14 protein-coding genes are annotated in these 14675 nt (G+C 72.0%); 12 read left to right on the forward strand and 2 right to left on the reverse strand.

What is annotated here, in order from left to right; translation table 11 throughout:
- The first annotated feature begins 7 nt into the window (after positions 1 to 7).
- From M8C13_RS38280 to M8C13_RS38300, 5 genes are read left to right on the forward strand one after another with little or no spacing between them, the layout of a single operon-like run.
- Complete coding sequence (locus M8C13_RS38280; protein ID WP_252485706.1) at positions 8 to 901, forward strand: siderophore-interacting protein; 894 nt, start codon at positions 8 to 10, stop codon at positions 899 to 901.
- Positions 901 to 1896, forward strand: coding sequence for an ABC transporter substrate-binding protein (locus M8C13_RS38285; protein ID WP_252485707.1), 996 nt, complete (start codon positions 901 to 903; stop codon positions 1894 to 1896). Before M8C13_RS38280 ends, M8C13_RS38285 begins: the two co-directional genes overlap by 1 nt.
- A complete protein-coding gene (locus tag M8C13_RS38290) occupies positions 1896 to 2873 on the forward strand; it encodes an iron ABC transporter permease (RefSeq protein ID WP_252485708.1) in 978 nt (325 codons plus the stop codon). The genes M8C13_RS38285 and M8C13_RS38290 overlap by 1 nt, the downstream gene beginning before the upstream one ends.
- Positions 2870 to 3898 carry an iron chelate uptake ABC transporter family permease subunit gene (locus M8C13_RS38295; RefSeq protein ID WP_252485709.1) on the forward strand — a complete coding sequence of 343 codons (1029 nt, stop codon included), beginning with the start codon at positions 2870 to 2872 and terminating at the stop codon, positions 3896 to 3898. Before M8C13_RS38290 ends, M8C13_RS38295 begins: the two co-directional genes overlap by 4 nt.
- On the forward strand, positions 3895 to 4671 hold the full coding sequence (locus tag M8C13_RS38300; RefSeq protein WP_252485710.1) for an ABC transporter ATP-binding protein: 777 nt from the start codon (positions 3895 to 3897) through the stop codon (positions 4669 to 4671). Before M8C13_RS38295 ends, M8C13_RS38300 begins: the two co-directional genes overlap by 4 nt.
- On the opposite strand, the gene M8C13_RS38305 is transcribed toward M8C13_RS38300, so the two are convergent.
- Positions 4666 to 5808: an erythromycin esterase family protein gene (locus tag M8C13_RS38305; protein WP_252485711.1), complete on the reverse strand. Its 1143-nt coding sequence runs from the start codon at positions 5806 to 5808 to the stop codon at positions 4666 to 4668. The two genes, M8C13_RS38300 and M8C13_RS38305, sit on opposite strands and share 6 nt — an antisense overlap.
- Positions 5809 to 5890: 82 nt before the next feature.
- Here M8C13_RS38305 and M8C13_RS38310 point away from each other — a divergent pair, with 82 nt between their 5' ends.
- Both M8C13_RS38310 and M8C13_RS38315 read left to right on the forward strand, forming a co-directional pair.
- Entirely contained in the window at positions 5891 to 6589 is a 699-nt protein-coding gene (locus M8C13_RS38310) for a TioE family transcriptional regulator (protein WP_252485712.1), read from the forward strand.
- Positions 6590 to 6609: 20 nt separating this feature from the next.
- A complete protein-coding gene (locus tag M8C13_RS38315; RefSeq protein WP_252485713.1) occupies positions 6610 to 7509 on the forward strand; it encodes an SDR family oxidoreductase in 900 nt (299 codons plus the stop codon).
- Here the strand turns inward: M8C13_RS38315 and M8C13_RS38320 are convergent.
- Complete coding sequence (locus M8C13_RS38320) at positions 7502 to 8443, reverse strand: YafY family protein (RefSeq protein WP_252485714.1); 942 nt, start codon at positions 8441 to 8443, stop codon at positions 7502 to 7504. The genes M8C13_RS38315 and M8C13_RS38320 overlap by 8 nt on opposite strands.
- A gap of 62 nt (positions 8444 to 8505) precedes the next feature.
- On the opposite strand from M8C13_RS38320, the gene M8C13_RS38325 reads away from it, so the two are divergent.
- The 5 genes from M8C13_RS38325 (at position 8506) to M8C13_RS38345 (ending at position 14577) form a co-directional block, all read left to right on the forward strand.
- Positions 8506 to 10746, forward strand: coding sequence for an excinuclease ABC subunit UvrA (locus M8C13_RS38325; RefSeq protein WP_252485715.1), 2241 nt, complete (start codon positions 8506 to 8508; stop codon positions 10744 to 10746).
- Positions 10747 to 10803: 57 nt separating this feature from the next.
- Positions 10804 to 12093, forward strand: a complete 1290-nt coding sequence (locus M8C13_RS38330; protein WP_252485716.1) for a cytochrome P450 — start codon at positions 10804 to 10806, stop codon at positions 12091 to 12093.
- Between the two features lie 2 nt (positions 12094 to 12095).
- Positions 12096 to 12728 carry a VC0807 family protein gene (locus tag M8C13_RS38335; protein ID WP_252485717.1) on the forward strand — a complete coding sequence of 211 codons (633 nt, stop codon included), beginning with the start codon at positions 12096 to 12098 and terminating at the stop codon, positions 12726 to 12728.
- Between the two features lie 190 nt (positions 12729 to 12918).
- A complete protein-coding gene (gene rho / locus M8C13_RS38340) occupies positions 12919 to 14040 on the forward strand; it encodes a transcription termination factor Rho (RefSeq protein WP_374213303.1) in 1122 nt (373 codons plus the stop codon).
- Positions 14041 to 14058: 18 nt separating this feature from the next.
- Complete coding sequence (locus M8C13_RS38345) at positions 14059 to 14577, forward strand: HAD domain-containing protein (RefSeq protein WP_252485718.1); 519 nt, start codon at positions 14059 to 14061, stop codon at positions 14575 to 14577.
- Positions 14578 to 14675 lie beyond the last annotated feature (98 nt).

Consider the following 14675-nt stretch of genomic DNA (forward strand, 5'->3'; position numbering starts at 1 on the left):
GTTCGCAGTGGAAAAAGTAGATCATCGACATCGGCACCGGGAGCGGATCGCCGAGGTCAGGGCCGGGACCAGCGCGGAGCGGGTGCCCTACCCGATCCGCATCCGGCAGGCCGAGGTGCGCGCGGTCCGTCCGGTCGGCGCGGGCCTGGTCCGGGTGACCCTGGGCGGTCCCGGCACCAAGGGCTTCGAGGCGCACGCGCCGGACGAGCACGTGAAGCTGATCTTCCCGGAGCCGGACGGTTCGCTGCGCCTGCCCGAGCCCAACGGCCTCATGCTGCGCTGGCCCCGGCCGGCGCCGACCTCCCGCGAGTACACCGTGCGACGCTACGACCCGGCCACCGGCGAGCTCGACCTGGACATCGCCCTGCACGAGGGCGGCCTCGGTGCGGACTGGGCCCGCACGGTCCAGCCCGGCGAGCCGGTGCACGTGGCCGGTCCGCCCGGCGGCCGGATCGTGCCGCACACCTTCGACCGCTACCTGCTCGCCGGTGACCTCACCGCGCTGCCCGCGATCGCCCGCTGGCTGGAGGAGTTGCCGCGCACCGCGAAGGGCTGGGCCTTCATCGAGGTCGCCGACGCCACCGAGCAGATCGAGCTGGCCGCGCCCGAGGGCTTCGAGGTGCGCTGGCTGCACCGGGGCGCGCTGCCGCCGGGCACCGCCGGACTGCTCGCGCCCGCCGTCCAGCAGCTCAGCCTGCCCGAGGGCGAGCGGATCCATGTCTGGGTCGCCGGGGAGGCCGGGGAGATCAAGCCGCTGCGCCGCTGGGTCAAGGAGCTGGGGCTGGGCAAGGGCGAGCAGGACATCACCGGCTACTGGAAGCGCGGCGAGGCCGACTTCGACGAAGACCACGAGCACGAGCACGAGCACGAGCACACCGCCGCCGGAAGCGAGGAACGCTGATGTCCGCCCGCAGCCCGCTGCGCCTGCTCGGCGCGCTCACCCTCACCCTGGCGCTCGCGGTCACCGGCTGCGGCTCGGGTGAGTCCGGCAAGGAGAACGCCGGTGGCACCAGGGTGGTCAAGGCCGACAACGGCGACATCACCATCCCGGCCAAGCCGCAGCGGGTGATCGCCACCGGCTACGCGGTCCCCGCGCTGATCGAGGCCGGCGCGCCGCTGGTGGGCATCTCCACCTGGGCCCGCGGCCTGCCGCTGATGACCCCGGAGGACCGCAAGACCTACGACGGCCTGAAGAAGGTCGCCGGCGAGCAGGCCAAGGAGACCAACTACGAGGCCATCGCCAACGCCCAGCCCGATCTGATCGTGATCGGCGTGCCCGCGCCGGTGCTCGGCGACATCGACGTGGCCCGGCTCAAGACGGTGGCCCCGGTGGTCGCGATCGGCCCGACCGTGCCCTCCGCCTGGCGTGAGCTCTCCCGCCGCCAGGCCGACGCGGCCGGCGTCTCGGCCAAGTTCGACGACGCCAAGAACAAGTACGACGCCAAGGCCGCCGAGCTGAAGGCCAAGTACCAGGCCGTGCTGCCCAAGCTCAAGCTCGGCCACCTCGGCGCGTACGGCGAGGTGGCCAAGGGCCAGTTCCACCACGAGTTCAACGGCTCCTGGGGCACCAACATCGCCCAAGACATCGGCGCGAACTACTACGGCGAGGTCAAGCAGAAGGGCAGCGGCTCCAAGGCCGTCGCCGAGTACTCCTCCATCGAGGAGCTGACCGCCGCCTACGCCGAAGCCGACGCGATCACCTACTCGGTCAAGCCGGACGGCTCGGTGCCCGCGCCGGTGCAGTACGTGCTGGACTCCGAGCTGTGGAAGAACCTGCCCGCGGTCAAGGCGGGCAAGACCTTCCCGTTCCGCTACACCGAGGCCGCCACCTACTCCTCGGCGCTGACCACCCTGGGCGCGATCGACACCGCGTTCGCGCCGCTGCTGGCCGGGTGATGGGGCGGCAGCTCGGGGTGCTGGCCGGTGCGCTGGCGTTGCTCGCGGTGGCCGTGGTGGTCAGCATCGGCGTCGGCGCCAACCCGGTCGCGCCCGCTGAGGTGGTGCGCGCGCTGGTGTCCTACAACGGATCCAGCGACCACCTGATCGTCTGGGACATCCGGGTGCCGCGCGCGCTGCTGGCCATCGGGGTGGGCGCGGCGCTGGCCACCGCGGGCGCGGTGATCCAGACCCTGTCCCGCAACCCGCTGGCCGAGCCCGGCATCCTCGGCGTCACCGCGGGCGCCGGGTTCGCCATCACCGTCGGCTCCGCGCTGGGCCTGGCCGCTTCCCAGGGGGAGCAGCTCGGGCTGGCCATGCTCGGCGCGGTGCTGGCCGCGCTGGTGGTCTACTCGGTCGGGCACCGCTCGCCGCTGCGGCTGGTGCTCACCGGGGTGGCGCTGACCGCGGTGCTCACCGGCGTCGCCCTCGGCCTGCGGCTGATGTCGCCGGAAGTGCTGGACCAGTACCGGTTCTGGTCGGTCGGCTCGCTGGCCGGCCGGGAGCGGCTCTCGCTCGCGCTGCCCATGGCGGCCATCGGGATCGCGCTGCTGGGCACGTTGCTGCTGAGCCGTTCGCTCGGCGCGGTCACCCTGGGCGAGACGGTGGCGCACGCGCTCGGCGTGCGGGTGGCCAGGGTCCGGCTGCTCGCGCTGGTGCTGATCACCGTGCTGGTCGGCGCGGCCACCGCGGTGGCCGGGCCGATCATCTTCGTCGGGCTGATGGTGCCGCACCTGGCCCGGCGGCTGGCCGACGGCTCGATCCCCTGGCTGCTCGGCCACACCATGGTGCTCGGCCCGGTGCTGCTGCTGGTCGCGGACACCCTGTCCCGGGTGCTGCTGGTCACCGGCGAGGTGCCGGTGGCCATCGTGACCGCCTTCCTGGGCGGCCCGGTGCTGATCTGGGCGGTCCGGCGCTACGGGGCGGACTCGTTGTGAGCGGCCCGGTGACCTTCGCCCTGCCGCGCGGCGGGAAGACGATCCGGGTCGAGCGCCGGACGCTGGCGGTGGTGCTCGCGCTGGTCGTGGCGATGCTCGGCCTCGGCCTGCTCGGGCTGTGCCTGGGCGCGTCCTGGTCCAGCCCGGCCCAGGTGTTCGCCGCACTGGCCGGAACCGGGGATTCCATCGTGGTGATCAGGGACTGGCGCTTGCCGAGAGTGCTGGCGGCGCTGGTGTTCGGGGCCGCGCTCGGCCTGGCCGGGGCGATCTTCCAGAACATCACCCGCAACCCGATGGGCAGCCCGGACGTGCTCGGCCTGGACAGCGGTGCCTACACCGGCGCGCTGTTCGCGATCACCGTGCTGGCCGGCACCTCGGCGCAGCGCGCGGTGAGCGCGGTCTGCGGCGCGCTGCTGGTGGCCGGGCTGATCTACCTGCTGGCCAGCCGGGGCGGGCTGTCCGGGCTGCGGCTGGTGGTGATCGGCGTGGCGATGAACGCGATGGCGGCGGCGCTGAACTCCTGGATCGTGCTGCGCGCCGAGCTGGAGGTGGCCATCGCCGCGGTCGGCTGGCACGCCGGTTCGCTCAACGGCATCGGCTGGCCGCAGGTGTGGCTGCCGTTCGCGGTGGTCGCGGCGCTGGTCGTGGTGCTGGCGACCCAGTCGCATGCCTTGCAGCAGCACGCCTTGGGCGCGGACCTGGCGGCCACCACCGGGGTCGGGGTGTCCCGGCTGCGGCTGCTGGTGGTGCTCATCGGCGTCGGCTGCACGGCCACGGTGTCCGCGGTGGCCGGGCCGATCGTGTTCATCGCGCTGGCCGCCCCGCAGATCGGGCGCAGGCTGGCCCGCTCGCCCGGCGTGCCGCTGCTGCCCGCCGCGCTGACCGGCGCGGTGCTGCTGCTCGGCGCGGACCTGCTCGCCCAGCTGCTGCTGGCCCCGGTCGCGCTGCCGGTCGGCGTGCTCAGCAGCGCGATCGGCGGCTGCTACTTGATCTGGCTGCTCACCAGGGAGGTGAGGCGCGCGTGACCGCACGCCTGCACGCACGGGAACTCACCCTTCGCTACGGCGAGCGGGTCGTCTCCACCCGGCTGGACCTGGACATCCCGGACGGGAAGTTCACCGCCATCGTCGGCCCCAACGCCTGCGGCAAGTCCACCCTGCTGCGCGCCTTCGTCCGGCTGCTCCGCCCGGCCGAGGGCGCGGTGCGCCTGGACGACCGCGAGGTGGGCGCCTACCCGGCCAAGGCGCTGGCCCGCGAACTCGGCTTCCTGCCGCAGGATCCGGTGACCCCGGAGAACATCAAGGTCCGCCAGCTGGTCGGCCGGGGCCGCTTCCCGCACCAGTCGCTGCTGTCAACCTGGTCCACAGTGGACGATCAGGCGGTGGCCGGGGCGATGGCCGCCGCCGGGGTGACCGAGCTGGCCGAACGGGGTGTGCACGAGCTCTCCGGCGGGCAGCGGCAGCGGGTGTGGGTGGCCCTGGTGCTCGCCCAGCAGACGCCCTACCTGCTGCTGGACGAGCCCACGTCCTTCCTGGACATCACCCACCAGTACCAGCTGCTCACCCTGCTGGCCCGGCTGCGGGAGCAGGGCCGGACCATCGTGGCGGTGCTGCACGACATCAACCAGGCCTGCCGCTACGCCGACCACCTGGTGGCGATGAAGGAGGGCAGGGTGGTCGCCGAGGGCGCCCCGGCCGAGGTGGTGGACAGCGCGCTGCTCAAGGAGGTCTTCGACCTGCCCAGCATCGTGGTGCCGGACCCGGTGACCGGCACCCCGATGGTGGTGCCGACGCTATGACCCGACCGCGGCGCCGTCGCTGACGTGCAGCACCGCGGCGGCGCCGCCCAGGTTGAACTCATCCAGCGGGAAGTAGCCCTGCTGCGGCGTCATGTCGGTGCGGACCTCCGCGGGCGCGATCGCCTCGGCCTTGGTCAGGCCCCAGGTGGCGAACCGCTCCTGCAACTCGGCCTCGTAGGTGTCCGGGTGCGGCTCGCCGAGCCCGATCTTGGCGCTGCGGCCCAGGCTGCCGGCCACGAAGGTGTAGCGCTCCTGGGTCAGCGCGGCCACCATCGCGCCCGCGGACAGCCAGGAGATGGTCAACGGCCCCATCGCCATGTGGCTCTGGCGGGTCTGCAGGTGCAGGTTGTGCGCGCCGAGCAGGGTGCCGCCGCGCCGGGCCTCCAGGCCGCGGATGTCCAGGATGTTGCGCGCCATGAAGGTGTCCCTGGTCGCGCTCAGCCGGCCCCACCGCTCGTTGGACTCGATCTGCTGCGCGGCCAGGTAGTGGTAGCGCAGCAGGTCCAGACCGGCGGTGAGGTGGACCCGCGCCCGCTCCCAGGCCGCCCGCGAGGTCGTCGCGATCAATCCTGGGGCGCACTGGTCCAGCATGGTGAGCAGCTCGTCGGCGAGCACCCGCGCCCGCACCGCCTCGGGCGTGGCCCCCGGCGACTGGTCCGGGTCCATCACCGCCGCGGTGTCGCTCCACTGCTCGTCCGCGCCCAGCAGAGCGGCGAAGTCGAGGTCGAGTCCCAGGTAGTCGCGGGCGTGTTCGAGGAAGCGGCGGGGGCTGGGCACGCTGAAGGTCTCCATCGCGGCGTCAAAGCCGTGGCAGGCCAGCCGGTCCGCGGGCGGCCTGCCCTCGTTGTACTCGCGCATCCAGGCCACCAGCTCCCGGTTGGCCGCCAGCTCGCCGAAGTTGTGCGTGAAGCCCTCCGCCAGCACCGAATCGAGGGTGCCGATGCCCTCCTGGACGTAGTCGTTGACCGCGAGGGCGGCCACCCGGCAGGTCTCCAGCGCGATCGAGCGGAAGCCGTGCGCGGCCAGCTGGGCGAACAGCTCGTTGCGCAGGTGCCCGAAGGCCGGTTCCTGATGCGTCGGCTCGCCCAGCGCCACCAGCTCGGCTGTGGTCACGAAGTCTCTGATGTCCTGACTCATGGGTCTCAATCGTAACTTTGAAAGACCGGTTGAGACTTCCAGCGCGCTGGCCAGGGCAGGGCTGCGGTAAAGTCTCAAACCGGTGAGAACCCTACGACCAGCCGACCTCGCGCGGGAGCACAACCTGTCCACCCAGGCGGTGCGCAACTACGAGCGGGACGGCTTCCTGCCACCGGCCGAACGCACCGCCAGCGGCTACCGGATCTACACGCAGCGGCACGCCGCCGCGCTGCGCGCCTACCTCGCCCTGGTCGGCGCCTACGGGCACGCCCTCGGCGGCCAGATCATGCGCACGGTGCACCACGGCGAGCTCAACGAGGTGCTGCTGACCATCCACCGCGGCCACCACCAGTCCCTGCGCGATGCGGAAACCCTGGCCGCGGTACGTGAAGCGGTCGCCCACCTGACCGAGCACCCAGCGCCTCCGCCGTCACCGGGACCGCGCAGCATCGGCGAGCTGGCCCGCCAGCTCGGCGTCACCCCGGCCACCGTGCGCAACTGGGAACAGGCCGGAATCCTCACCCCCGCACGGGATCCGGCCACCGGCTACCGGGTCTACACCGCCGAGGACCGCCGCGACGCCGAGCTGGCGCACCTGCTCCGCCGCGGCGGCTACCCGCTCGCGCACATCGCCACCGTGGTCCGCCAGATCCGCACCGCGGGCGGCACCGACTCGCTGGCCGACGCGCTGGAAGACTGGCAGCGCAAGCTCACCGCGCAGGGCCTGGCCATGCTGCGCGCGGCCACCCAACTGAGCGACTACCTGGGATTGGCCGGCTGAACACGGGGTAAGACCACCGCATGGCCGAGGACCAGTACACCCAGCAGGACCCGCGCACCCAGTACCCGCGCCCAGGGCAGCAGCAGGGCCAGGAGCAGTCGCACCCCGGCACCGGCGAGGCCATGGGCCCCGAACCCGACCACGGCGAGCGCACCTACCGCGGCAGCGCCCGCTTGGCCGGCCGCAAGGCGCTGATCACCGGCGGCGACTCCGGCATCGGCCGCGCGGTGGCCATCGCCTTCGCCCGCGAAGGGGCCGATCTGCTGCTGTCCTACCTGCCCGAGGAGGAAGAGGACGCGCAGAGCACAGCCGAGCTGGTGCGCGAGGCCGGTCGCGAGGCGGTGTGCGTGCCGGGGGACATCCAGTCCGAGGAGCACTGCCAGCACCTGGTCGCGCGGGCGGTGCAGGAGTTCGGCCGGATCGACGTGCTGGTCAACAACGCCGCCTACCAGATGTCCCAGGACGAGGGCATCCTCGGCATCAGCACCGAGCAGTTCGACCGGGTGCTCAAGACCAACCTGTACGCGATGTTCTGGCTGTGCAAGGCCACCGTGCCGCACATGCCACCCGGCGGCGCCATCATCAACACCGCCTCCATCCAGGCCTCCCAGCCCTCCGCCGAGCTGCTGGACTACGCGACCACCAAGGGCGGCATCGTCACCTTCACCAAGGCGCTCTCCAGTGACCTGATCGAGCAAGGCATCCGGGTCAACGCGGTGGCCCCCGGTCCTATTTGGACACCGCTGATCCCGGCCACCATGCCCGAGGAGAAGGTGGACTCCTTCGGCGGCGACACCCCGATGGGCCGCGCCGGTCAGCCCGCCGAGCTGGCCCCGGCCTACGTGTTCTTCGCCTCCCAGGAGTCCAGCTACATCACCGGCGAGGTGCTCGCGGTCACCGGCGGCAAACCGCTCACCTGAGCCGCGCGCCGAACCGTTGGCAGGCCTGGCGGAACTCCGCGGGTTCGTGGATGGTGAAGTCCGCGTCCAGGAACGCCAGGCCCTGCACCAGCCACTGCCAGGAGTCCAGGTACAGCACGGCTTTGGTGCCTTCGGGGAGCGGGCTGAGCTCGACGTCCTGGTACTTGAACGCGTCCGCCACCACGTCCAGCGGCGCGTCCACGGTGAGCACCACGCGCTGCCGCTGCCGCCGCATGCCTTGGCGCACATAGTCGATCCCGCTGCCGGCGGGCAGCGGCCGGGGCGTGAAGGTCCGGCCCAGGTCGCGCGGCCCGGTGATGCGGTCGATGCGGAAGACCCGCCAGTCCGCCCGGTCGGTGTCCCAGGCCAGCAGGTACCAGCGCAGGTGCAGGTGCAGCTGGCGGTGCGGCTCCACCCGGCGGGTGCTCGCGGCCCCGTTCGCGCCGGTGTAGCCGAAGGACACCAGGTGGTTGTGCTGGATGGCCTCGGCCAGCGTGCTCATCGTCTCCGCGCTGGTGCTCGGCGCGGGCGTGGCCGTGGTCTCCAGGCTGGCGCGCAACGCCGCCGCGCGGGGCCGCAGCCGCTTGGGCAGGTACTGGTCGACCTTGCCGTAGGCGCGGTTGGCCGCGTCGTCCACGCTGCCCTCGCCTGCCTGGCCGACGGCGGCCAGCGTGGCCAGGCCGAGCAGGGTGGCGATGGCCTCGTCGTCGTCCAGCAGCAGCGGCGGCATGGCCCGCCCGGCGGCCAGCCGGTAGTAGCCGCCCGGCCCCGGCTGGGTCTGCACCGGGTAGCCGTAGCTGCGCAGCCGGTCCACGTCCCTGCGCAGCGTGCGCGGGGCGACCGCGAGCCGGGCGGCCAGCTCCTCGCCGGTGAACGCCCGGCCGGTCTGGAGCTCGGCCAGCAGCGAGAGCACCCGGTGCAACACATCCGCCATGCCGACATTCTCCCGTGAATCGCGGTCAGTTTCTGGCCACATCTGCTCCTAGCGTGGCGGCCATGTCGACCATCCGCATCCGGGACGCCCGGACCAACAACCTGAAGTCACTCGATGTGGACGTGCCGCGCGGGCAGGTGGTGGTGTTCGTCGGCCTGTCCGGCTCCGGCAAGTCCTCCCTGGTGTTCGACACGATCGCGGCCGAGGCGGGCTTCCAGCTCACCGAGACCTTCCCGCCGTTCACCCGCAATCGGCTGCCGAAGTGGACCAGGCCCGAGGTCGGCCAGATCGACGGCCTGTCCCCGGTGGTGGTGATCGACCAGCGCCGCCTGGGCGGCAACGCCCGCTCCACCGTGGGCACGATCACCGACGCCTGGACCTACCTGCGCCTGCTGTTCTCCCGGCTGAGCACCCCGCACGTGGGCGAGTCGAACCACTTCTCCTTCAACGACCAGGCGGGCATGTGCCAGAAGTGTTCCGGCCTCGGCGAGGTGGTGGCCAGCGCGGTGGACCGCTTCCTCGACCTGGACCGCTCGCTGGCCGAAGGCGCGATCCTGTTGCCCGGCTTCGGAAACGGCGGCTACTGGTACTCCCAGTACGCCGACATCGGCACCTTCGACGTGCACACCCCGCTGCGCGAGTGGAGCCAGGCCGAGCGGGACGCGCTGCTCTACGGCGGCGAGCACGCCGCGCGGCTGGGCACCAAGCCGCCCAAGGACTACGAGGGCGTGGTGGAGCGGTTCGAGCGGATCTACCTGCACACCAGCGACGACCTCTCCGAGCGCAAGAAGGAGACGCTGGCCCGGTTCACCCGCGCCGAGCGGTGCCCGGACTGCCACGGCGACCGGCTGAACGAGGCGGCCCGCACCGCCACCGTGCGCGGCCACACCATCGGCGAGCTGGCCAGGATGGAGATCAGCGAACTGGCCAACCTGGTGGCGGAACTGACCGATCCGACGGTGCGGCCGGTGCTGGAGGCGTTGCGGGACCGCCTGGACGCGATGGTCACCATCGGCCTCGGCTACCTGCACCTGGGCCGCGCCACCACCACCCTCTCCGGCGGCGAGTCCCAGCGCATCAAGACGGTGAAACACCTGGGCAGCAGCCTGATCGAGATGCTCTACGTCTTCGACGAACCCACCGTCGGCCTGCACCCGCACGACGTGGCCGCGATGACCACCCTGCTCAAACAGTTGCGGGACAAGGGGAACAGCGTCCTCGTCGTCGAGCACGACCCGGAGGTGATGGCCATCGCCGACCAGATCATCGAGATCGGCCCGCACGCGGGTGAACACGGCGGAACCCTGGTCTTCCAAGGCACCTTCGCCGAGCTCCAGCAGGCCAGCACCCCCACCGCGACCGCGCTGTCCCGGCCCCGCCCGATCAAGACCCAGCCCCGGGAACCGCACGGCTGGCTCACCATCGCCAACGCCACCCGCAACAACCTGGACCACGTCACCGCCGAGATCCCCACCGGCGTGCTGACCGTGCTCACCGGCGTGGCCGGGTCGGGCAAGTCCAGCCTGGCCGCCGAGCTGCTGGCCCAGCACGAGGCCATCGTCATCGACCAGAAACCGGTCAGCACCAACCGCCGGTCCACCCCCATCACCTACACCGGCATCGCCACCCCCATCCGGAAACTGTTCGCCCGCACCAACAACGTCTCCGCCACCCTGTTCAGCGCCAACTCCGCTGGCGCCTGCCCCGACTGCGCGGGCCTGGGCGTGATCTACACCGACCTGGCGTTCCTGGACGGCCAGGAGACGGTCTGCCAGACCTGCCACGGCCGCCGGTTCACGTCGGAAGTGTTGCGGCACAAGGTGGACGGCCTGTCCATCGCCGACATCGACGAGCTCACCATCACCGAGGCCATCCACCGCCTCACCGACCCGGCGATCGCGAGCTCCCTGCGCCACCTGGACCAGGTCGGCCTCGGCTACCTCCGCCTCGGCCAGCCGCTGACCACCCTCTCCGGCGGCGAATGCCAGCGCGTCAAGATCGCCAAGGAGCTGCGCGAGGCGACCGAGCCCACCCTGTACGTGCTGGACGAACCCACCACCGGCCTGCACCTGAGCGACATCGACAACCTGCTCTCGGTGCTGGACGACCTGGTCGAACACGGCCACACCGTGCTGGTCATCGAACACAACCTGGACGTGATCCGGCGCGCCGACTGGCTGATCGACCTCGGCCCCGGACCGGGCAGGCACGGCGGCCGGATCCTGTTCCAGGGCCGGGTCGCCGACCTCACCGGCACCGCCACCGCGGCCGCCCTCCACCCCGGGGTGGAGATCCCCGGCTGAGGGAACCCACCCGTGCGCCGAGGCAACTCCACCCGGTGCGTCCCTAGCGTCGCAGTTGTGAAACTCCCGATCCCGCGCACCTGCCCGCACACCGAACCGCCGGAGTACGCCCGGCTGCGCGCCACCGACCCGGTCGCCAGGGCCACCCTGCCCAGCGGCGACCGGGTCTGGCTGGTCAGCAGGCACGCCGACGTGCGCACGGTGCTCACCGACCCGCGCTTCAGCATCGACGCCACCCGCCCCGGCTTTCCCCGCAGACGCCCCGGCGACGGCCCGCCCGCGCGGCGACGGCCGTTCCTGGACACCGATCCGCCCGAGCACGGGGTGTACCGGCGGATGCTCAACGCCGAGTTCACCGTGCGCCGGGTGAGCGCGCTGCGGCCGGAGATCGAGCGGGTGGCGGACCGGCTCATCGACGACCTGGTGGCGAGCGGACCGGAGGCAGACCTGGTGTCCGCCTTCGCGCTGCCGCTGCCCTCGCTGGTGATCTGCCGACTGCTCGGCGTGCCCTACGCCGACCACGAGTTCTTCGAGTCGCGGACCCGGATCGCGTTGAGCCAGGCCAGCAGCGCCGAGGAGTCGGGCGCGGCCACGGGGGAGCTGTTCGGTTATCTGGACGCGCTGTTCGAGCTACGGCAGCGCGAAACCACCGGTGATCTGGCGACCGGACTGCCAACCGGGCCGGTTCCCGGGGATCTGGTGAGCGGGCTGGCTGCCGGGCCGGTCGCCGGGGACCTGGTAAGCGGGCTGGCTGCCGGGCCGGTTGCCGGCGACCTGATCAGCAGGCTCGCCGCGGGGCCGGTCGCCGAGGGCAGGCTGAGCAGGCCCGGCGCGGTCGGCATGCTGCTGATCCTGCTGGTCGCCGGGCACGAGACCACGGCGAACATGATCTCCCTCGGCCTGCTCACCCTGCTCGGTGAACCCGACCTGTGCCGGGAACTCCGCGAAGATCCCCGGCGTATGCCCGCGGTGGTCGAGGAGCTGCTCCGGTTCCACTCGGTCGCCGACACGGTGGCCGCCAGGGTCGCCACCGCCGACGTCGAGCTGGGCGGCAGGCTCATCCGGGCGGGGGAGGGTGTGCTCACCCTCGGCCTGTCCGCCAACCGGGACCCCGACTTCCTCGACCGCCCCGACGAGTTCGACCCGTCCCGCCCGGCCCGGCACCACCTCGCCTTCGGGCACGGGCCGCACCAGTGCATCGGCGCGCACCTGGCCCGCGCCGAGCTGGAGATCGCCTTCACCCGCCTGCTCACCCGGCTGCCCACGCTGCACCTGACCTCGGCGGAGCCGCACTACAAACAGCAGGCGCAGGTCTTCGGGCTCGACTGCCTGCCGGTGGGGTGGTGACCATGCCGCGCAACCGGTTCACCTGGCTGCTGGGACTGGTGCTGGACATCGGCCTGTCCCCGCTGACCTTCTACGCCGCCCGCCTGTTCGGCTACGACAACCTGACCTGCCTGCTGGCCGGCACCATCGCGGTGGGGCTGCGCGCCGGATACCTGCTCTGCATCCGCCGCCGGGTCGAGCCACTGGTCCTGCTCATGCTGCTGACCAGCCTGCTCAGCCTCATCGCCGCCCTGCTCACCAGCGACCCCCGGCTCATGCTGCTGCGCGAACCACTGATCACCACCGCGGTCGCGCTGGTCTTCCTCGGCACCTGCCTGACCACCCGGCCCGCCCTCTTCCACGTGGCCAAACGCATGCGCGGCACCGGCACCGAGGACTGGGACCAGCGGATCGCCGCGGAACCCGCGTTCCGCCGGCTGTTCCTGCTGCTGACCGCGGTCTGGGCCGGGGGCCTGCTGGCGGCCTCCGCGGTCAGGGCGGTGCTGGTCTACCGGCTGCCGATCGAGGTGATGGCCGGGCTCAGCCAGGTGATCGAGCTGGCCGCGATCGGACTGCTGGTGGCGTGGACGATGTGGTTCCGCCGACGGCCGCACGCCGCGACCGCGCCGCGTCCGGACCGGGCGGTCCGCTCCTGACCTGGGCTTGGGGGTGCCGTGGGACAACTCACTGGGCGAGCGGCGCGCGGTCTGCTACCGTGAAGGCGTCTACCGCTCGCGGGTTCTGGACAGTCGTCCCCCAACAGCCGGTTTCCGATTTCACGGTTCCCCCCTCGCCGGACGTGGCTACCCGCCTTCCCCGGCGAACCCACTCACGGAAAGAAACCCCATGTCCGACAACACCTTCACGGTGTCCGGGGTGCTCGACACCCAGGACAACCGCAGCTACCTCCGCAACCACTCCTACCTGTCCACCCCCGACGATGTCCTTGTCCCCCAAGCCATCGCCGGTACCTGCAAGCTACGCCGGGGCGACCTCGTCACCGGAGTCGCGCAGCCGGCCGGAAACGGGAAGCTGCGCCTGACCCAGGTCGAGACGGTCAACGGCCAGGACCCGCTGCGCGCGGCCACCCGCCCGGCCTTCACCGACCTGACCCCCATCCACCCCCGCGACCGCCTGCGCCTGGAAACCACCCCGCAGGCGCTGACCACCAGGGTGATCGACCTGCTCATGCCGGTCGGCAAGGGCCAGCGCGCGCTGATCGTCGCGCCGCCCAAAGCGGGTAAAACCACGGTGCTGCAAGCGATCGCGCACGCGATCAGTCATAACCACCCGGAATGCCACCTGATGGCGGTCCTGGTCGGTGAGCGCCCGGAGGAGGTCACCGACTTCGCCCGCACCGTGCCCGGCGAGGTCATCGGCGCCACCTTCGACCAGCCGCCCCGCGAGCACACCGCACTGGCCGAGCTCGCCATCGAACGCGCCAAACGCCTGGTCGAACTGGGCCAGGACGTGGTGGTGCTACTGGATTCCCTCACCCGCCTTGGCCGCGCCTACAACCTCGCCGCCCCCGCCTCCGGCCGCATCCTCTCCGGCGGCATCGACGCCGCCGCGCTCACCCCGCCGAAGCGGTTCCTCGGCGCGGCAAGGGCGATCGAGCAGGGCGGCTCCCTCACCATCTTCGCCACCGCCCTGGTCGACACCGGCTCCGCGGGCGACAACCTGATCTTCGAGGAGTACAAGGCCACGGGCAACGCCGAGCTCGTGCTCGACCGGGGCGTCGCCAACCAGCGTCGCTACCCGGCCATCGACATCCGCCGCACCGGCACCCGCAAGGACGAGATCCTGTGCTCCGCAACGGAAATCGCCGCCACCCGCGCCCTGCGCCGCGCCCTGCACACCTGCGAACCCCACCAGGCCGTGGACAAGCTCCTGGACGGCCTGCGCGCCACCCCGGACAACACCGAGTTCCTCACCCAACTCCTCCGGGCCACACCCCGCGCCGCCTGACCTCGCTATCGTGCGTCCGTGACCGGCGCCGCACCACCTCCGCTGCTGTTCCTCGACGTCGACGGCCCCCTCATCCCCTTCGGCGGGCAGCACTACCCGACCTACCCAACCGGAGGGCAAGCACCGGCGAACCCGTTGCTGCCCAGGCTCAATCCCGCCCACGGCCCCCGCCTCGCGGCCCTGCCCTGCGAACTGGTCTGGGCCACCACCTGGATGGCAGAGGCCAACGAGTGCCTCACACCGCTGCTCGGCCTCCCGCGACTCCCGGTGGTCGACTGGCCGGAACCGTCCGATGTGGACGAACGAGACGAGCGAACCGGCTTGCACTGGAAAACCCGCGCCCTGGTCACCTTCGCCGCCGGCCGCGCCTTCGCCTGGGTCGACGACGAGATCACCGCCCCCGACCGCGCCTGGGTGTCCGCCCACCACCCGGGAACCGCCCTGCTGCACCGGGTCGACCCGCGACACGGCCTCACCGACGCCGACTACGCCACATTGACCGAGTGGCTACTCGGCTGCGTACACCACGGCCGATAGCATGATCGTCTGGCTCACTGCGCTCCGCGCTGGGCGACCTGGCCCGCTGTGTGGGTGGTGGCGTGCCCCGGCTGGGCAACACCACGAGAGCTGATCAA

Origin of the sequence: Crossiella sp. SN42, assembly GCF_023897065.1 — a bacterium.
Taxonomy (GTDB): domain Bacteria; phylum Actinomycetota; class Actinomycetes; order Mycobacteriales; family Pseudonocardiaceae; genus Crossiella.

Bases quoted from the DNA above. Each gene is read 5' to 3' on its own strand.
- M8C13_RS38285 (WP_252485707.1), top strand. From the start codon at position 901: ATGTCCGCCCGCAGCCCGCTGCGCCTGCTCGGCGCGCTCACCCTCACC.
- M8C13_RS38290 (WP_252485708.1), top strand. From the start codon at position 1,896: ATGGGGCGGCAGCTCGGGGTGCTGGCCGGTGCGCTGGCGTTGCTCGCG.
- M8C13_RS38305 (WP_252485711.1), bottom strand. From the start codon at position 5,808: ATGAGTCAGGACATCAGAGACTTCGTGACCACAGCCGAGCTGGTGGCG.
- M8C13_RS38315 (WP_252485713.1), top strand. From the start codon at position 6,610: ATGGCCGAGGACCAGTACACCCAGCAGGACCCGCGCACCCAGTACCCG.
- M8C13_RS38320 (WP_252485714.1), bottom strand. From the start codon at position 8,443: ATGGCGGATGTGTTGCACCGGGTGCTCTCGCTGCTGGCCGAGCTCCAG.
- M8C13_RS38325 (WP_252485715.1), top strand. From the start codon at position 8,506: ATGTCGACCATCCGCATCCGGGACGCCCGGACCAACAACCTGAAGTCA.
- M8C13_RS38335 (WP_252485717.1), top strand. From the start codon at position 12,096: ATGCCGCGCAACCGGTTCACCTGGCTGCTGGGACTGGTGCTGGACATC.
- rho (WP_374213303.1), top strand. From the start codon at position 12,919: ATGTCCGACAACACCTTCACGGTGTCCGGGGTGCTCGACACCCAGGAC.